Raw genomic sequence first — 17,865 nt, 5'->3', positions numbered from 1 at the left:
ATAAGATACAAAAAATACTTGTGCAGGTCTTAACCGCGCCAGCCTTCCATGATTTTCATGCAGGCCGCGAGAAGCTCGGCGGAGCGCACCTTGTCCTCGGTTTCCACGTAGCAGCGGAACTCGGGAGCGTTGCCGCTCGGGCGCAGGTGCACAATGTCGCCGGAATCGAATTCCATGCGGTAGCCGTCGGTCTCGTCGATTGCGACAATCTTGCCCTGGAACTGCGCCGGGGCGGAACCGTCCTTGGGCTTGAAGCGGCTCGGCTTCGCGGTCAGCGCGCCGAAAAGCTTTTCGCCGAGTTTCTGCTCGCGGATTTCGGCAAGTTTGGCCTTCGAGGTCGCGGTCGGGAATTCCTTGAGGCGGTCGCTGAGCGTGAAGCGCTTGGGGAGGCGCTTGAGCAGGTCGACGACGCACATGCGTTCCTCGCGCACGCGCACCATCACGGCAATCATCGGGAGGAGCGCATCGCGGGTCGGGAGTGCGGGCAGCGTGCGGGTGGCACGCGTCTCGCCGCCGCGGCCATCGCTGTCCACGAATTCACGCGTAAGGTCGGTCTGCAGCAGGAACCCGCCGTTCGCCTCGTAACCGGCGACGGACGCGCCCTTGTCCGCGGCGTCCACAAGGCTTTCCATGCCGGCAATCACGTACGGGCTCCCGATGCGGGTACGGCAAATTTTCTCGAAGGAGCCGGACTTCTCGAGCGACGTGTTGCAACTCACCGGAGTTGCAATGCGCTTGATGCCAAGCGCCTGGGCAGCGAGGATGCCCAGCACGTCGCCACGCAGCCACATGCCGGTATCGTCTGCCAAAAGCGGGCGGTCGGAGTCGCCATCCGTGCTGAAAATCGCATCGACGAAGTCCTTGTGCGCGAAGTCGCGGGCAAGGTCTTCGTCTTCCTTGCGGATAGCTTCCGTATCGACCGGGATAAACGTCTCGCTGCGGGCGAAGGGCTTCACCGTGGCGCCCAGGCTTTCGAGCACCGTCACCACGATATCGCGGCCCACGGCGGAATGCTGGTACACGCCGATGGTGAGGCCCGAGAGAGCCTTGCTGCCGAAGAACGCGGGGTAACGCTTCAGGTAGTTCTCTTCCGCTTCCATCTCCACGGCGGGGAGTTCCGGGGCATTCTTCAGCATGCCGCCTGCATCGAAAATCGCCTCGTCAAAGTCGACGGACTGCGAAACGATTCCCTGCTCATCCTTCTTGGAAATCTCGCCCTGCGGGTGGTTGAACTTGATGCCGTTACGGTCTGCGGGGATGTGGCTACCCGTGACCATGATGGTCGGGAGCGCCTTGTCGATGCCGTACAGCGCAATCGCCGGGCTCGGGATGCGGCCGCAGTACACGACCTTCCACGCGCTGTCCTCGCCCGCCTTCACGAGCGCCTTCAGAATGCGTTCCGTACTCGGGCGCAGGTCACCCGCAATCGCAATCGTATGCTCGCACTTGTAGCTCTGTTCACAGTACTTGATAAACGAACGCGCGTACACGTAGCACACGCGGTCGGTCATGGCAGTTACCAGGCCGCGCGCACCGCTCGTACCGAACGCCACGCCGGACTGTTTCATCACATCTTGCATCGAAACGGTCATGGAAACCTCAATTTAAAAAAGCGCCCCGCCTAGCGGGACGCGAACAAACTAGAAAAATACAGGCGGCCAACGCGGGTTCTTCGAGCTCATGTCGATCTTGTAGAAGTCCTTCTCGAAGCGTCCGTCGTCCAGACCGTACATCTGCATCACGTGGCGGGCAATCCACTTGCCGAGCTTCATCACGGTGAGCTTCTTGCGGAGGCGGCCCTGGCAGTCGCGGTTCATGATGTCCGGGAGGGTGGACGTCGTGAGGATTTCGTCGATGGCCGGGCTGTTGAGCTTCTCGCGGGCCTCGGGGCTCGTGTGGAAGTGCGTCACGCCGAAGCACACGCGGTTCGGGTTGCCCTTCTTGATGTGCTCGCAGCACTGCACGATGGTCGTACCCGTACGCACCATGTCGTCGAACACGATCACGTCCTTGCCCTGGATTTCCTCGATGCTGATGTCGGAAAGTTCCGGGTTGAAGGTCATGCTGATTTCACGTTCGCCGGTACGGACCTTGTCCATCACCACGCGCTTGCATTCCGGCAGGTCGAGCGCCTCGTAGACGGCGTTCATGAACGGGCGTGCGCCCTTGTCCGGGGAAACGATCACCAGGTTGTTGCCGTCCTTGCCCGTCTGCACGAAGTTGCTGTTCTTGATGTAGTGGGCGTAGACGTCGGTCGGGATGAGGTTGTGGAAGTGACCTTCGAAAATTTCGCTGAAGAGGTTCTGCACCTTGACGCTGTGGTTGTGCACCGTCACCACGGCATCGACACCGGACTTTTTGAGGAGTTCGGCGTAGAGGAGGCTCGTGAAGGCCTGGCCGTCGAACTTCTTCAAGTCGATGTCCGGGCGGTCCTTCTCGAGAGGGCCAATGCGGTGCGGGCCACGGTCCTGTGCGCTGTAGAACAGGTCGGGTTCCACGAGCACCACCTGCTCGGCACCGTTGTCCTTCGCGGCGCGGGCCAGAATGCAGTTGCGCATGGCGTAGTCGTTACGGCTGCGTTCGTGGTTCGAGACCGAGCAAATCAACACGATCTTGCCCTCGAGGCGACGGCCGATATGCTCCATGTCGTCCACATCCAGCATGTAGCGGGGGCAGAATTCGGAGTTGGCGAAGGTCTTCAGGGAGACCACGTCGGAGATGTCTTCACGGAGGCCGATGTACTGGGCCATGTCGATGGCGAACGGGTCATCGGTGAAGTTGCCGGTCACGATAAAACGATCTGACATAAATGCGCCTTGATGTTAAAGTTGAACCTTTTGGGTAGCGCAAATATAGTTTTTTAATCAGAGCCTCGCCTTCACAAGCGCGAACAAATCCGCAAAGACTTCGTCGGGAGTGCGGTCCGCATCGATTGCGGCAACGCAGTCCGGGTATTCGCGAGCCGCGGCCAGGTACCCCTGGCGCACCCGTTCGAAAAAGTCGGCCTTCTCCTGCTCCAGGCGATCGGGTGCCTCGCCCCGCTTCGCGGTGCGTGCGCGGCCGCGCTGCACGTCGATATCGAGCACCACCGTGAGTTCCGGGAAGCACCCCCCGCAGGTCAGTTCCGTAAGCTGCTGCACCATGCCGGCGCCAAGCCCGCGGGCGTATCCCTGGTAGGCGAACGTGCTCCACGCAAAGCGGTCGGCAATCACGACCTTGCCCGCATCGAGTGCCGGCTGGATAATCTCGTGAATCACCTGCGCGCGGGCGGCATTGTACAAAAGGAGTTCGGTCTTGTCGCCCATCACGCCCTTGAACGCAGGGTCAAGCAGTATCTCGCGGATGCGTTCCGAAATCTTCGCGCCGCCAGGTTCGCGCAACTTCACGACGGAATAGCCTTCCTTCGTGAGGGCGGCGATAAGCATGTCAATCTGGGTCGTCTTTCCCGACCCGTCGATGCCTTCCAGACTAAAGAAACGCTTCGCGGTCTGCATCATTCTACCGTAACAATACACTGGACTGGATCCTTCGACGAGATGCCTCGCGGCATCTCGCTCAGGATGACACCCCTAATCCTTACTCCACGTCCTTGCCGTGGCACTTCTTGTACTTGAGGCCGGAACCGCACCAGCACGGGTCGTTACGCCCGAGCTTCGGGCCCTGCTGCTGGGCGCGCTTCCTTGCGGCGGCGAGCACGGCGGGGTTCGTGTAGGTACGGCGCACCGTCGGGCGCGTGCCCGGCAAGGCGGACTGCGGCATCGGCTGGGCGCCCTGCTGTTCTTCCGAGATGGCGTTGCTTTCGGAAGTAGCGGCCTGGCCGGCGAGACCCGCGGCCTTCGCGCCTTCTGCACTCAGCTGCTCCGCTTCGGCAGGCTCAGCGGCCTTATCGGTCGGTGAGCCGCCCTGTGCCTGCGCGGCTTCGGCGGCCTTGCGTTCAGCATCAATCTGTTCCTGGCTCTTGAGCTGCAGCTGGTCCGGCGACACGGTCATGCCGTTCGGGAGCGTAATGCGGATGTTCAAGATGCGCAGCGCCGTGAGGGTCGCAATCTTCTCGAGGCAGCCCTCGAACAGCTTGAAGCCCTCGTTCTTGTAGACCATCAGCGGGTCCTTCTGCGCGTAACCGTGGAAGCGGATGGCATCCTTCAGCTGGTCCATCGCATACAAATGTTCCTTCCACACCTGGTCAATCGTCATGAGCAGGAAGCGGCGCTCGATGTTGCGGAAGTCGGCTTCCGGGATAATCTTGCCGAGCTTCTCGTAGCGCGCCTTGCAGAGCCCGATAATCTCGTCGAGCACCTGTTCCGGAGTCTTGTGCATCGCCTCGTCGAGCGTGAGGTGGTATTCCATGCCGAGCGTGCGCTGCAGGTCGGTATGCAGGCCCTCGAGGTTCCAGTCCTCGGGGTAACTCTTCGCCACGATGTAGTTAGAGACCTTGATATCGCACGCGTCCTCGATGCGGTCCATGATTTCCTGGCTGATGTCCTCGCCGTTCAGAATACGGCGGCGGAGCCCGTAAATCACCTTGCGCTGCTCGTTCATCACGTTATCGTAGTCGAGCAAGTGCTTACGGATATCGAAGCTCTGGCCTTCCACGCGGCGCTGTGCACCACGGATGGAGCGGGAAACGATCGGGTGCGTAATCACCTCGTCTTCGCCCACGCCAAAGCGGGTCATCAAGTTCTTCACGCTGTCGCCACCGAAAATGCGCATCAGGTTGTCGTCGAGGCTAAGGAAGTACTGGCTCGAACCCGGGTCACCCTGACGGCCCGAACGGCCGCGCAACTGGTTGTCGATACGGCGGGACTCGTGGCGTTCCGTGCCAAGCACATGGAGACCACCCAGTTCCGTGACTCCCGGGCCAAGCGCGATGTCGGTACCGCGACCAGCCATGTTGGTCGCAATCGTCACCTTGTCCTTGTAGCCCGCGTACTGGATGATTTCCGCTTCGCGGCCATGGTTCTTCGCGTTCAAGACTTCGTGCGGAATGCCTTCCTTCTCCAAAAGGCCGTGCAGGTGCTCGGACTTCTCGATGGATGCCGTACCCACGAGGAGCGGCTGGCCCTTGCTGTGGCGTTCCTTGATTTCTGCCACGATGGCGCGCCACTTCGCGTCTTCGCTCTTGTACACCATGTCCTGCAGGTCCTGGCGGATGCAGGGCTTGTTCGTGGGAATCACCCACGTGTTCATGTTGTAAATCTTGATGAATTCCGTAGCTTCGGTTTCGGCGGTACCCGTCATGCCCGAGAGCTTCTTGTACATGCGGAAGTAGTTCTGGAACGTGATGGTCGCAAGCGTCTGGTTCTCGCGACGGATCTGCACGCCTTCCTTCGCCTCGATGGCCTGGTGCATGCCGTTGCTGTAACGGCGGCCTTCCATGAGGCGGCCCGTGTTCTCGTCCACGATGACGATTTCGCCATCGCGCACGATGTAGTCCACGTCCTTCTCGTACAGGTGCCATGCGCGGAGTGCCTGGTCAATGTAGTGCACCCAGTCGGCGTGCTCGCCGTAGAGGTTCGTAATCTGGAGGAGGCTTTCCACGTGGTTCACGCCCTTCTCGGTGAGCATGATGTACTTGTCCTTCTCGTCCACGCCGAAGTCCTTGTTCTTGATGAGTTTCTGGGCAATCTCGTTCGCCTTCGAGTACTTGTCGGTCGCATCCTCGGCAGGGCCGCTGATGATAAGCGGGGTACGCGCCTCGTCAATCAAGATGGAGTCCACTTCGTCCACGATGCAGAAGTTGAGCTCGCGCTGCACCAGCTGCGAGGGGTCGACCGCCATGTTGTCGCGCAGGTAGTCAAAGCCGAACTCGTTGTTGGTACCGTAGGTCACGTCGCTGTTGTAGCTCGTGCGGCGCGTTTCCGGGTCGAGCCCGTTCACGATAAGGCCCACCGTAAGCCCGAGGAACTTGTACACGAGGCCCATCTGCTTCGCGTCACGGCCTGCGAGGTAGTCGTTCACCGTCACCACATGCACGCCGTGGCCGCCGAGGCCGTTCAGGTACACCGGGAGGGCGGCAGCGAGGGTCTTACCTTCACCCGTCGCCATTTCGGCAATCGCGCCCTCGTGGAGCACGAGGCCACCGATCATCTGCACGTCGAAGGGCATCATGCGGAACGGCTTTACCGATTCCGGGTAGAGCTCGCGCACCTTCGCGTAGAGGGCGGCAGGCAGGTAGACTTCCCATTCGTTCTTCCCGCTGTCGAGTTCCGCCTTCGCGTCGTTCACCGCATCCTGCAGTTCGGGGCCGAGGCGGCTGAAGTCGAAGCCATATTCCGGCTTGAAGATGTTGAAGATACCGAGCCTGCGGTCACAGGCTTCCTGGCACACCGCAAAGGCATCGACCTTGATATCCTCGAGAGTGCCGCCGTTCTTGAGTTTCTCGCGGAATTCCGCGCTCTTCGCGGCAAGGGCCGCATCGTCCAGGGCCTCGAGGGCAAGCCTTGCCGCATGAATCTTCTCGATTACAGGGCGGAGCTGCTTCACCTTGCGTTCGTGCGGAGTTCCGAAAACCTTGTGGAGGACAGTATCTACTATGCTCATAACGTTCCTTTATAACGGCCGAAGGCGTACCCGCGGCCACGATTAAATTTTACGTCTGCAAATTTAGGAAAAAACGCCCACACAAAAAGCCCCCGCACGCGGCAGGTGGCCCAAAACAAACGTTTTTGAGGGTTCAGGCGCTAGAACCTGTTGAGTTCGTGGTTCCCGTGTTCGCGAAGCCAGTTCTCGAACGCGATTTCCCACTTTTCCTTCTTGCGCACCGGCACGAAGTGTGCCTCATGGCGGTAGAGCCTCCAGCAGGCGTATGCAAACAGCACGACCGAAACACCCACCACGCACACGAACTTGATTACAAGAACCAAGAGTTCACTATCTCCAAACAAGGTCATTTCAACCCCTTTCCTTTGTCTCCAATCAACAACAGACAAACATCCAAAACCGGGGCCAAATATAGATACATCTCGCTAGGGCATTGCGACAAAAAACCTATTCGTTTCTTTCAAAATGCTTACAGCACGCACAAAGTAAAGAAATTTGTACGTAGGGAGGCCTAAAAGCAGTTCACGAAGTTCTCAAACTTTTGCATACAGCAGCCTCCCCTCTCGAGCAATGGCAGCCTTCAACTTGTCTGAAACAACCTCGTTCAGGTTCACAACATCAAACGACAGAAGCGTATCCGCCTGCTCTTCAAGCAACTCCTCGAAGCGATCCACACCACCACCAGAAACCGCCAAGTCAATATCGCTCCGCTCCCGGTTAGTCCCCCTTGCCCGAGAACCAAACAAAACGACCTTCTCGAGTTTGCAAGTTTTCGCAAACTCCTCTATCTGGCGTTGTATGTTCAGCGGCAAGTTCATGGTTCCTCGGACTGCTATACCCTTAAATATAATTTAAAATAATAAATTTTCAAAATAGCAAGTTATATATCCCCTCCTAAAAATTATATATTACCATAACAGGACCCGCCCTCACAAAGGAGATCAATATGAAAAAGGAAAGAATCGGCTTTCTAGGCCTTTCTGCCATGGCGATGCTGTTGGCGTCGTGTGGCGACGATTCCAGCAATACATTCATCTCCGACCCATCTGATAACTCCTCAGTAGAAACCATCTACGACCTGGGAAAATGCAACGACAAACGCGAGGGCGAGGTTGTCTTTGTCGAAAAGGCAAACGCTAACTATAAATGCGTGAGAAGCGACTGGGAAAATATTGGAAAACCAGAAAGTTCCTCCGACGAAAAGAAGTCATCGAGTTCCGGCAAGAAGGAGTCTTCTAGTTCAAGCAAGAATGACTCCTCTAATTCGGGCAAGTCATCAAGTTCCTCCAAGGGAGATTCATCCGACAAGAGTTCATCCAGCGAAAAGAGTAGCCAGGGCAAATCATCCAGTAGCAAGGTTTCCAGTTCAAGCAGCGTTCCCGAATCCAGTTCGAGCGTGCAGGGCGCCGACGAAACCGTCAAGACCGTCGCCATCAGCAAGCAGGTTTTCAATGGTGTCGCCGAGAAGGGGCCGTATGCCGCAGGCAGCACCCTGAGGCTTTCCGAACTTGACGAAGCGCTAGACCTTACCGGAACCAATTTCGAATGGGAAGTGACCGGCTCGCAGGGAGATTTCACGTCACCGAAAATTACTTTATCCACACAATACGCGCAATTGCAGGTAAGCGGCTCCTACTACAACGAAAACTTTTTCAAGCCCTCTACGGGCACCCTGACCTTGAGAGGCATTGTCGACCTAAAGGACCGCGAAAGCGTGAACATGAATGTCCTGATCCACTTGATTCACAAGCGCGTAGTGTATCTTTATACGGAAAGCGGGAAATACAAGAACGTTCCCGCCGCAAAGGCTGCTGCAGAACAGGAAATAATGAAGGCATTCAACTTCGGTGGAGCGAACCACTCTTTCGAAGACCTGAGCATTTTCGGCAAGACAGAGGATGACGCCAAATTGCTGGCCGCATCTGTCCTCTTGCAGGGCGACCTCACGGAATCCGAACTCCTCAGCCGCCTTACGAGCATCGCGGAAAACCTCGAAAAAGACGGCACCTGGGACGATGACGAAGAAACTCGCGTAAAAATGGCCGACTGGATAATGGCGTATTCGTACGGGACACAGGGCATTCGCCAGATGCTTGAAGAAATCAATCCGCAGGTTCCCCCGTTCGAAAAGTATATCGGGCTGTTTGTTGGCGACGCTTATGGCTTTGGTGCTTGCACCGACGAAAACGACGCGGAATTCCTCAAGGTGAAAAACGGATACAGCAGCAATCTCGGAAAACAGTATGTCTGCGAAGAAGGGGCCTGGAGAATCATGTATTCCACCGAAGCCCTTTACGAGAATGCCTGCACCGTCAAGAAATCAGGCACATTCATGTCGCCCGAGACATCGAAGGACACCTATATCTGCGATGGCGGTCATGGCAGCTGGCGTCCCGTATCGCTTTATGACCTCCCAAAAGAACATTTCCGGAACAGCGAGGTCGAATACGGTTCGTTCAAGGATAGCCGCGACGGCCAGGAATACAAAACCGTCACTATCGGGCTACAGACATGGATGGCCGAAAACCTGAACTACTACGACAAGGATAACACCAACCTGGTCGCCAATGCCTGGTGCTACAAGAACGTGGAGAAGAACTGCAACCTTGGCGGAAGGCTCTACACGTGGACCGCCGCGATGAACCTGCCCTCGGGCTATCTGACCGCATCGGCAGCCGAAGAAATCGAGTCCCCACATCAAGGCATCTGCCCCGATGGCTGGCACCTTCCCGATTCCACCGAATGGTACCAGGTGGCAAACTATGTCTATAAGGTTGATGGCGCTTCGGGCCTGTTGAAGTCGGCAAAGGGATGGCAGACCTATTCGACATCGACCGTCTCCAATGACCCATACGGTTTCTCGGCTATACCGACGGGCGCCTATTATGGGACGCATACCACTCCCAGCGGGGATTTCAGCCAGACGACATTTGACGATGACGGCTACTTCGCAAACTTCTGGACATCATCCGAAGCCAAGAAGGTTACAGGTGCAATCTATGCCTACCTCGATTACCGCAAAACAGCATTGGGATTCTACTCATCACAATACAACGAAAAAGACCGCGGGTTCTCTGTCCGCTGCGTGAAAAACTAAGAAAAAAATCTCGAGTTTGCGAACTAGCGCAGCACCATTCAAACCATACAATCTTCCGCATATCACTTATAGTCCTGGCACTTTTGCTTCATGTCTTCAGCATAGCGTTCCAGAATATCATCGGGGTTTTCTGTCAACGGCACTTCGGGAGAGGAACAGGTCAAACGCACTTCCCTGACATCCTGGCACTCTACATAGTGGCGATACAAGTCCCAGCCCTTCGTTTCGCAAGACTTCTCAATATCGGCAAGGTCTTTTTCGCACAAGTCCTTGCTACCATAGTTGTTGTAGATTTTTTCATGATAGACAACTCCATCATTACCTGCAGTAAGGAAGAATATAAGCCAGCACATTGATTAATATTTGCCCACCTTGGACAATTATCGCTATTTTTGCGTATCCTGCTCGCGGAGTTTCTTGTAGCCGGGACTTTCGAGCGGGAGGATGGACGGGTCAAGTTTCAGGGGCTTGTAGCCCTTGAAGTCTTTGGGGTCTGTACGGACGGTCAAGGAGAAAATAGGCTCATTTAGAGGAATGTCAAACTCGTAAATGGGGCCTTGCAAAGTTTCACGAACAAATCCCTGTTCATCTTTTACAGCGAGGTAATTCTGCTTCAATCTTTTATGATTTTGGATTTGTTCTGATTCAATGCAAAGGCTGTCGCCCGAATAAAAAACACGAATATAATCGTTCGTAGTATCCAACACCATGGATCGGCCAAACATAGCCCCCATAATCCACTCAAATGTAGAAGGATTCATTGTATATAAGCATTCAGCATCCAACCCGCCATTGTTCTGGTTGGAATCAAACAATTTGTCCCCAAGAAGACCCGAGCCACGCAAACAAAAACCTGGATTATAACGACCTTCCACGACCCCTGAAGGATTGCTTAACGAATAAACAAGCGCTTCTTTATCTATAGTACGTTCCATTCGAAGCGAAGAACCGACCCATCGCAGCATGTTCCATTCAGCAAAAACATGGATGGTCTGCTTTTCCGGAATCAAGAAAGTATCTTCAGCAGAAAGCCGCGAATGGAGCCAATCACCAACGACCGGTTTTTTGGCACATCCACAGAAAAATAAAAGCAGTATAAACAAAATCCGTTTTTTCATTTACAATCATCCATATAAGCATCAAATGGTTGCTTTTTCAGCAAATCATACAAAGGAATCAATCTATCCAAAGGTTTCTTTATTACTATTTCATCTTTTCTAAAATCATTAAAAAAGAATTCTCTTACACCATCACCTTCTTTTACAAAGCCAAAATAAATGACATCATCCGTATTGGAAAGACGTTCCCAACCTTTCATAACTGTTATCAAAGGATATCGTTCAAAAGGCGTATTCTTCAAAAACAAGGCAGCACCCTCATCAAGAACCATTCGCCGAAAACACCTGTCAAAACTGATTTGGTTCACCTTTCTTTTTCGTTCATCTAGATAACCATCTGGATTTATCCAGCGGGATTCATTCATAATCGGATGTTGATAAAGATTCACTTCTCTTCCATTTATAAAAAAGAGCTTTAATTTTTCTTTTTGCTCAACAAACAAGTAAATTCCATTCCTTTCCCAACTGTACAAAGAATCTCTAAAAAACATCTCAAAAACATTTTTTTCCATAGTAATTTTTTGATGTATCATTTCTTTTGGAGATTCTTCGAATTTCAAATCAGAACCCATTACGGAACAGGCGAAAAAAGAAAAAATAATAAAAATCTTTTTCATCAAATTCATGGTTCTTCGCACTCCACATCCAACTGATTTCCATGGGAAATATAGAAGCGTTCCGGATTATCTACTAGTTTATCCCATCTACATTGCGAAAAATCTATTTCAATCAGTTCCTGAAGCAAAAGAGAAATTTCTTCATAGAAATCAAGTACAATGGAACGTTGGTCTTTCTGTATTTTTGAAATATCTGGTACATAAAATTCTTTATCTGCGCCATTATCTCTGAATATCAACTCATATGTTTCAATGGGCCGCGAGGCGTAAAGTATTTCAGATTTATGCTCTCTCAATAAATTCAACCATTCCTTAAGTTTTGGTTTGAGTGGAATAGCCTTTGAACAAGATTTTTGATATCTTCCAAAATTAAGCATAAAATGCTTTTTCAAGCATCTACCAATACGGCCTGCCACTGGAAAGTCCTTTGAAACCCAACTCGGATCTACAATTATATAAATGGAATCGGTCTCATATGAAAAAAAAGCATGCATGTCCCTGTCAGTGTGATCAATATGTTCATAATAAAAAAAAGGGCCATCCTTATCTATATTTTTGCCAGGAAATAACGGACGGATATTATCATATATTATTTCAAAAAGAGATACGGATGATTCTAAAACAACATCTTTATCAGCATAATAGAGATGATGCGGATCCGTTTTTTGGAGAAACAACGTGTCCTTGAGCTTATCAGCCTGCGCACAAACCGATAAAAAAAGAAATAATACTAATATCACCATTTTCGCCATTCGAACCCTGCTAAATCAATTAAGAGATGAATCTACTTATTCTACCAAATTCGGATATTCCCTTTTCCAGCGCCAGTTGAACTTGCCGCACTCGCGGATCATCTTTTCCCTGTTGCCGAAGTTGTCCCAGCGGCAGGCGCTGAAGTCCTGCTTTATGAATGCCGCCATCTCGTTGTAGAACTCGATGTATTCGGAAATGCGTGGGTCTTTTTTAATGTTTTCATCGAGACAGGAGGGCTTGGACATGTCGAAATAGTGGTACTTTTCGCCATCAAAAATAAACATGTCTAAATTTGTGGCGCAATTGCGACTATCAATTGATTGTTTGCCGTCCAGCAAGAAGGACTTCATCTTATCAATCAAAGCCGGCGGCATGGGAACCCTTTTTCGGCACAGGTCATAGACTGTCGGCATTCTTTCTTTTATGTTCCCTTCCATACACTCTTCAAAATCTCCTCGCGTTTCAGCGAGATGTTCGTCCTCAATTGAGTACAGCATATAAATCAGAGCATCGGAACTATCTTGAGGCAATGATAGGATATATATTTCAATATCAGAAAAAAGAACATAAAAGATATTCTTTTCTTTTTCCCATTCCAAGTCCTTGCTATTAAAACGCACATTAAAAAGATCTTCTATAGACTGATAATTCATTCCCATACCGTCCGATTCAACAAATCTAGAGTAATTTATATTTACAGGCTGTTTATCAGTCTCTTGCCTTGTCCCGAAGCATCCTAAAAAAAGGAAGCAAGACGAAAACAACAATATTTTCACCGAACGCATACCAATATCCTCGGCCTTTCCATCCTAAATAATCAATCAAAAAATGCGTAACAAAATTATTGCCGTAATTGTAACTAGAATAGGTAAAACCATCTCTATTTCAACAAAAACCTTTGATTCGAAATTTCCAGGATTACAGGTGTTTGCCTTACCCAAAGTATTCCACCATGTATATATCCCTGGTCTAGCAAAGCACCATTCAAACCATACATTCTATATAGTTCATCGCGCCAATCTTTCTCTACTAGGTAGGCATTGCCCGAAATTTTGCGAATAGTCACACTATTCATAAGACGGGTTCCAGGAATACTAGCCGTAACCAATTCCGGGCACTGGCTCAAGGTGTCCATAAAATAGCAAAAACCTTCGCAGAACATTCCCGCCGTCAGCGCCTCTGCCGCGACATCGGCATCATGGTCATCTTCGTCACTATAGGATCTATCGTAATTATAAGAGATACCGGAAAGGGTAAAGTCATTATACGATTCCGACAGCATCACATCAAGGATATGTCTAGACAAGGAATCAGCGTCAAACTTGCGCACAAACAATCCCCTTGACCCCATTTTGTGCATTTCGTCGGATATGACCTTCGCAAAATCGTAGTCTTCGTATAAACTATCGCACTCCTGGGCCGAATGACACATCTTATAAAATTTCATTTGCTTGCCATTCAAGTAAACATACACCGATGTATCCAAATCCGCACGATACGCCAAGAAGGTCTTTTCTTCTTTAAGCAGACCATTTCCATAGTCAATCGATTTCACCTTGCCCATATCAACCTTATTCTCATCAAACAGATTGATTTCTACAATAGGGTAATCATGACTTGACATTGCGACAACCTCACATGACAACGCAATATCAGCCAAGAGCAGAATCAAACAAGCAATCTTCCGCATATCACTTATAGTCCAGGCACTTTTGCTTCATGTCTTCAGCATAGCGTTCCAGAATATCATCGGGATTTTCTGTCAACGGCACTTCGGGAGAGGAACAGGTCAAACGCACTTCCCTGACATCCTGGCACTCTACATAGTGGCGATACAAGTCCCAGCCCTTCGTTTCGCAAGACTTCTCAATATCGGCAAGGTCTTTTTCGCACAAGTCCTTGCTACCATAGTTGTTGTAGATTTTTTCATGATAGACAACTCCATCATTACCTGCGGTAAGGAAGAATATATAGAATATATAATAATACGAATTGTCACTCCAAGCACTCCCTGCCATCAGCACTCCATATTCCGGACGATAGATATTGATGAAGCATGAGCCGTCAACAGTAGTAAGATACTGTTCCCATTCACCATTGAAATGGATTTCATACCAGTAAATGGTTGAGTCAATTTCGTCATCATCAATAGACGCAGAAAGTTTATCTTCAAATACTTTCGAAGAATCCAGCGGATGTTCCGGAATGGTGTATTCCGCAATCGAGTTCCCGTCCACCGTTCCGCCTGCGGTGCGGTCTTCGGAACAGGCGAAAAGCCCCCAAAGCAGGGGACACAGCAAGGCCAGAACGTAGCAAGGGATTCGATTCTTCATCTTGAATAGAACTATTTAAGTATTACACTACGGCTTGCCCCGTTCACCCGGACGATGTAGTTGCCCGGAGTTTGCAGGGTGATACTCGTCGTTGCACTGGCAATTGACTTGGCGGCAACCATGTGACCGAGCGCATCGAAGATGCGGACAACGCCACCCTGCGTATTAGAAAGCGTGAGCGTCATGCCGTTTACCGCAAGATTGAACATAGGCTGAACAGTGTTCCACGCAATATCCGTTCCCTTCGAGGAACTACTATTCACCTTCGACGAGGAAGATGATTCAGACTTTGCAGAAGAACTGCTTTCAGCCTCCGATGACGAAGACGCTATCGTGCTCGAAGAACTTGTTTCATCGCCCAGAGAACTCGAAGAGTTAGAAGCAATCTCAGAACTGCTAGAAGGTTGTTCAGAAGAACTGGAGGAAATTCCAGCCCCATTCTTTGAACACCGAGCATAATAAGACTTATCCGCACTAACAGCAGCAACAATAGGCATCCAGCCATCAAACTCATACCCTAACTCAGCACACGTAGGCTTTTCGCCTTTATATTCCGGCATATCTCCATAAGCAAAAGAACCTGTCTGTAGAGTATCCGTTCTAGAGATGAACGAAATCTTGTACAAAATAGTCTCATATTTTGCGTTCAAGACTGACAATCCGTTCGGAACAATTTTTGCACCCGCGGCACCGACAAATTGGTTTCCATTGTACCAGCCAAGAAATTCATAACCATTCTTGGAAGGAGCATTTGGCAAAGTAATTTCTACCATTTTATCTGAAATCACATATTTTGCAAAAACATCGCCGGTCTCCGTTTTAAAGGCCAAAGTTTCAACCACAGAATTTTTTGGCACATATGTCGCATAAACGGTATAATCACCATTAATAATCGTATTTTCGTCTATCACCTGGTTTTCATAAGCCCAATAGCCAAACTTCAAGTCTTCATCGGCATCGCTAGGATCAGGAGCTTCAGGCATGTCTATAATTACTCCCTCATAGTTGGTAAGGCTTTCACCAATCTTATAAGTCTTGATATTAATAACCCTAGAAGAATCCTTGAATATAACTTTGTAGATTGCATGATTGTCTTGATCAGACATTACAGGATAGTTGTCTCCATGCTGGCTCCAATAACCAGAATTTTTGACCAAGCCATTACAAGTATTTAGGCGATACGCAAATTCTATCGTCTCCATTTCAGCAGTTGATATACCGAAACCAAGTGAGTCGTCATCAACACGGTAAATATCCTTATCAAAAAAAGCACACTGGGCAACCGTATCCTTATTATTTTTCAATGTAGAACCTGCAGTCAAACGCCCATTATTTACAATTGAATCAGATAAGGAAATGCTTCCTGCCACAGCCTTTGCCCTCGTAGATTTTCCATCAGCAGAAACTCCATGTAGCGGATATACGTGAGCATCACCATTACCCCCATTCACAATAATAGTCCCTTTATTTATATTTCCTCCAAGTCTTGTTGTTGACGAAATCGTCGCCGTGATACCTGCGGCATAGCATTCCTCGCCTATACCTGCCAAATTTACAACAACGCGCCCTTCATTCAACGAATAATACGCACTTGTTTGACCACCGATTCCACCAACCTTACTTGTAGACCGCGTATTTACGGTAATTGCGCCCTTGTTGACACACCCCTGAACAGTGCCTAAACCTGCAATACCGCCAACAGTGGGAGAACCTACCGAATCAATTGTAATGTTTCCATAATTTCTGCAATTTATCGCAGAACCCCAGTTTCCAAGAATTCCGCCAACATTAGCAGTCTTGCTATTGTCCTTACCATCAAGAATAATTTCACCATAATTTTCGCAATTTGTCGCAGTACAATTGGAACAAGTTCCAAAAATACCACCAACATCAGCTCCCCCGTCAGTTATAATTTTACCCATATTGGTAGAATTCCTAACATCAACCTTTGCGGTTTTTCCAGATACTTGTGCTATGAAACCTGCAATATGTTCTCCAGTTCCTGCGATTTCACCCGCATTCACACTATGATCAATTATAATCGTGTCCCACGCTTCTCCAATAAATCCTCCCGTATAGCGACCAACAATTGTCCCCACATTTCTGCTATAATCAATAATGAGCGAACTATCTGCCGATGCTTACCCAACAAAACCACCAGCAGCAGTCTTTCCATCAATTGTACCTGCATTTTCAGAATCTGTGATAGTTAATCTTGCGATAGCCAATCCCACAAATCCACCCGCCTCGTAAGCCGAATATATGTTGCCCATATTAAAACTATGATCTATGGAAACCTGACCATTTGCAGACATGCATCCTATAAATCCACCTGCGAAATGTGAAGAAGTAATGCTTCCAGGATGCTTAATCTCTCCTTCATTCACAGAATTATAAAACGATAGATTGCCTTTGCTATACCCCACAAAGCCACCAACATAACTTTGACTACCCTGGATATTCCCCCTATTAAGACAACTTACAAAATCCGCAGTAGCACTAGGTGCGACACGCATCACAAAGCCCCCTAAATCAGCCGGAGAATCATTCAATCGTATATTAACATTATTAGTGTCATTTTCAAAATATGCATAAGCAGAATCTATACCAATAAAACCACCCACCATGCCCCTTATTTCAGAACTATCTGCGAGTCCCGAAACATGACTGTTTAAAATTTTTACAGAATCCATCACCAACGCGGCAACACCACCAGCAACTTGTTTTTCGGAATATACAATATACTCGTTATATTTTTTTGCTTTTCCTACAAAGTAAACATCGCCCCTAAAGCCGTTAATATAAGCCTTGCTCTTGATAATGGCGGCAAGACCTCCTGCATATGTGGTATCCGAAACAGTTCCCGCAACAGAAACATTAATAACGGAATCTCCAGAGAACATACTCGACAGTAAGCCTGCTCTAGATGTTACTCCAAAATAACTTTGAGCCAATACATTTTGAAGATTTAGATTTTTAATAACCGCGCCAGGGCCAATAAACCCGAAGAAACCTGCATACTTTGCATTTGAATAAACTCCTGAAATCGTATGCCCATCACCGTCAAACACACCCTTGTAACTAACACTATCTGCATCTCCAATCGGCGTCCATTTGACTGATTTTCCTGTTACGGCAGAATCAACAATTGAAATGTCTTTTTTCAAGACTGCATTATAACCGGTATTGCCCTTGTTTACCTGCATCATAAACCATGCAAGATTTTCGGCAGACTCAATTTCATAAAATGTCCTGCCATTTTTTTCAATGGTTGAAGGCTTTTTGACACCACCATCCCAATCTGCATATAGCATGGTTGGTAAAGAAAGCCCTGCCAGCAAGCAGAGAATGATTGTCTTGAAAGCCGAGAATCGGCTCGGACGGGAGAGGCGGATCTGGGTAGTCAT

16 protein-coding genes are annotated in these 17,865 nt (G+C 49.8%); 1 reads left to right on the top strand and 15 read right to left on the bottom strand.

The window, feature by feature from the left end; genetic code table 11:
* Positions 1-29: 29 nt before the first annotated feature.
* The 6 genes from BUA44_RS00315 to BUA44_RS00290 all read right to left on the bottom strand — a co-directional run bounded on the left by BUA44_RS00315 (position 30) and on the right by BUA44_RS00290 (position 7,358).
* Entirely contained in the window at positions 30-1,592 is a 1,563-nt protein-coding gene (locus tag BUA44_RS00315) for a phosphomannomutase (protein WP_072807591.1), read from the bottom strand.
* A gap of 48 nt (positions 1,593-1,640) precedes the next feature.
* A complete protein-coding gene (locus tag BUA44_RS00310; RefSeq protein WP_072807590.1) occupies positions 1,641-2,807 on the bottom strand; it encodes a ribose-phosphate diphosphokinase in 1,167 nt (388 codons plus the stop codon).
* A gap of 57 nt (positions 2,808-2,864) precedes the next feature.
* Positions 2,865-3,497 carry a dTMP kinase gene (gene tmk, locus BUA44_RS00305; protein WP_255370405.1) on the bottom strand — a complete coding sequence of 211 codons (633 nt, stop codon included), beginning with the start codon at positions 3,495-3,497 and terminating at the stop codon, positions 2,865-2,867.
* Between the two features lie 79 nt (positions 3,498-3,576).
* Positions 3,577-6,540, bottom strand: coding sequence for a preprotein translocase subunit SecA (gene secA / locus BUA44_RS00300; RefSeq protein WP_072807589.1), 2,964 nt, complete (start codon positions 6,538-6,540; stop codon positions 3,577-3,579).
* A 140-nt stretch (positions 6,541-6,680) separates the two neighbouring features.
* Positions 6,681-6,890 carry a hypothetical protein gene (locus tag BUA44_RS00295; RefSeq protein WP_072807588.1) on the bottom strand — a complete coding sequence of 70 codons (210 nt, stop codon included), beginning with the start codon at positions 6,888-6,890 and terminating at the stop codon, positions 6,681-6,683.
* Positions 6,891-7,073: 183 nt separating this feature from the next.
* Positions 7,074-7,358: a nucleotidyltransferase domain-containing protein gene (locus BUA44_RS00290; RefSeq protein ID WP_072807587.1), complete on the bottom strand. Its 285-nt coding sequence runs from the start codon at positions 7,356-7,358 to the stop codon at positions 7,074-7,076.
* Positions 7,359-7,486: 128 nt separating this feature from the next.
* On the opposite strand from BUA44_RS00290, the gene BUA44_RS00285 reads away from it, so the two are divergent.
* Positions 7,487-9,637 (top strand): fibrobacter succinogenes major paralogous domain-containing protein, encoded by a 2,151-nt coding sequence (locus BUA44_RS00285; RefSeq protein WP_072807586.1) that lies wholly within the window; start codon positions 7,487-7,489, stop codon positions 9,635-9,637.
* 62 nt (positions 9,638-9,699) lie between these two features.
* Here the strand turns inward: BUA44_RS00285 and BUA44_RS00280 are convergent, their stop codons facing one another.
* The 9 genes from BUA44_RS00280 to BUA44_RS00240 all read right to left on the bottom strand — a co-directional run bounded on the left by BUA44_RS00280 (position 9,700) and on the right by BUA44_RS00240 (position 17,865).
* On the bottom strand, positions 9,700-9,990 hold the full coding sequence (locus BUA44_RS00280) for a hypothetical protein (RefSeq protein WP_143151792.1): 291 nt from the start codon (positions 9,988-9,990) through the stop codon (positions 9,700-9,702).
* A gap of 33 nt (positions 9,991-10,023) precedes the next feature.
* Entirely contained in the window at positions 10,024-10,755 is a 732-nt protein-coding gene (locus BUA44_RS00275; RefSeq protein ID WP_072807584.1) for a hypothetical protein, read from the bottom strand.
* On the bottom strand, positions 10,752-11,381 hold the full coding sequence (locus BUA44_RS00270) for a hypothetical protein (protein WP_072807583.1): 630 nt from the start codon (positions 11,379-11,381) through the stop codon (positions 10,752-10,754). Before BUA44_RS00270 ends, BUA44_RS00275 begins: the two co-directional genes overlap by 4 nt.
* Positions 11,378-12,124 (bottom strand): hypothetical protein, encoded by a 747-nt coding sequence (locus BUA44_RS00265; RefSeq protein ID WP_143151791.1) that lies wholly within the window; start codon positions 12,122-12,124, stop codon positions 11,378-11,380. Before BUA44_RS00265 ends, BUA44_RS00270 begins: the two co-directional genes overlap by 4 nt.
* A gap of 36 nt (positions 12,125-12,160) precedes the next feature.
* Positions 12,161-12,910, bottom strand: a complete 750-nt coding sequence (locus tag BUA44_RS00260; RefSeq protein ID WP_072807581.1) for a hypothetical protein — start codon at positions 12,908-12,910, stop codon at positions 12,161-12,163.
* 95 nt (positions 12,911-13,005) lie between these two features.
* A complete protein-coding gene (locus BUA44_RS00255) occupies positions 13,006-13,815 on the bottom strand; it encodes a hypothetical protein (RefSeq protein ID WP_072807580.1) in 810 nt (269 codons plus the stop codon).
* A gap of 1 nt (position 13,816) precedes the next feature.
* Positions 13,817-14,458, bottom strand: coding sequence for a hypothetical protein (locus BUA44_RS00250; protein WP_143151790.1), 642 nt, complete (start codon positions 14,456-14,458; stop codon positions 13,817-13,819).
* 11 nt (positions 14,459-14,469) lie between these two features.
* The gene (locus BUA44_RS14960; protein ID WP_083579393.1) at positions 14,470-16,557 is read right to left on the bottom strand and encodes an InlB B-repeat-containing protein; all 2,088 of its coding nucleotides are present in this window, start codon (positions 16,555-16,557) and stop codon (positions 14,470-14,472) included.
* Positions 16,558-16,599: 42 nt separating this feature from the next.
* Positions 16,600-17,865, bottom strand: coding sequence for a hypothetical protein (locus tag BUA44_RS00240; RefSeq protein ID WP_072807577.1), 1,266 nt, complete (start codon positions 17,863-17,865; stop codon positions 16,600-16,602).

The organism is Fibrobacter sp. UWR3, assembly GCF_900143055.1.
Lineage (GTDB): Bacteria > Fibrobacterota > Fibrobacteria > Fibrobacterales > Fibrobacteraceae > Fibrobacter.
Note: the sequence above shows the minus strand (reverse complement) of the source record. Positions and strands in the feature narration are given on the sequence as shown.

What these genes read in the sequence shown, in the direction of transcription:
- BUA44_RS00280 (WP_143151792.1), bottom strand. Translation starts at nt 9,990, where the DNA reads ATGTGCTGGCTTATATTCTTCCTTACTGCAGGTAATGATGGAGTTGTC.
- BUA44_RS00310 (WP_072807590.1), bottom strand. Translation starts at nt 2,807, where the DNA reads ATGTCAGATCGTTTTATCGTGACCGGCAACTTCACCGATGACCCGTTC.
- BUA44_RS00260 (WP_072807581.1), bottom strand. Translation starts at nt 12,910, where the DNA reads ATGCGTTCGGTGAAAATATTGTTGTTTTCGTCTTGCTTCCTTTTTTTA.
- BUA44_RS00270 (WP_072807583.1), bottom strand. Translation starts at nt 11,381, where the DNA reads ATGAATTTGATGAAAAAGATTTTTATTATTTTTTCTTTTTTCGCCTGT.
- BUA44_RS00295 (WP_072807588.1), bottom strand. Translation starts at nt 6,890, where the DNA reads ATGACCTTGTTTGGAGATAGTGAACTCTTGGTTCTTGTAATCAAGTTC.
- BUA44_RS00290 (WP_072807587.1), bottom strand. Translation starts at nt 7,358, where the DNA reads ATGAACTTGCCGCTGAACATACAACGCCAGATAGAGGAGTTTGCGAAA.
- BUA44_RS00265 (WP_143151791.1), bottom strand. Translation starts at nt 12,124, where the DNA reads ATGGCGAAAATGGTGATATTAGTATTATTTCTTTTTTTATCGGTTTGT.
- BUA44_RS00255 (WP_072807580.1), bottom strand. Translation starts at nt 13,815, where the DNA reads ATGCGGAAGATTGCTTGTTTGATTCTGCTCTTGGCTGATATTGCGTTG.
- BUA44_RS00285 (WP_072807586.1), top strand. Translation starts at nt 7,487, where the DNA reads ATGAAAAAGGAAAGAATCGGCTTTCTAGGCCTTTCTGCCATGGCGATG.
- secA (WP_072807589.1), bottom strand. Translation starts at nt 6,540, where the DNA reads ATGAGCATAGTAGATACTGTCCTCCACAAGGTTTTCGGAACTCCGCAC.
- BUA44_RS00275 (WP_072807584.1), bottom strand. Translation starts at nt 10,755, where the DNA reads ATGAAAAAACGGATTTTGTTTATACTGCTTTTATTTTTCTGTGGATGT.
- BUA44_RS00250 (WP_143151790.1), bottom strand. Translation starts at nt 14,458, where the DNA reads ATGAAGAATCGAATCCCTTGCTACGTTCTGGCCTTGCTGTGTCCCCTG.
- tmk (WP_255370405.1), bottom strand. Translation starts at nt 3,497, where the DNA reads ATGATGCAGACCGCGAAGCGTTTCTTTAGTCTGGAAGGCATCGACGGG.
- BUA44_RS00240 (WP_072807577.1), bottom strand. Translation starts at nt 17,865, where the DNA reads ATGACTACCCAGATCCGCCTCTCCCGTCCGAGCCGATTCTCGGCTTTC.
- BUA44_RS00315 (WP_072807591.1), bottom strand. Translation starts at nt 1,592, where the DNA reads ATGACCGTTTCGATGCAAGATGTGATGAAACAGTCCGGCGTGGCGTTC.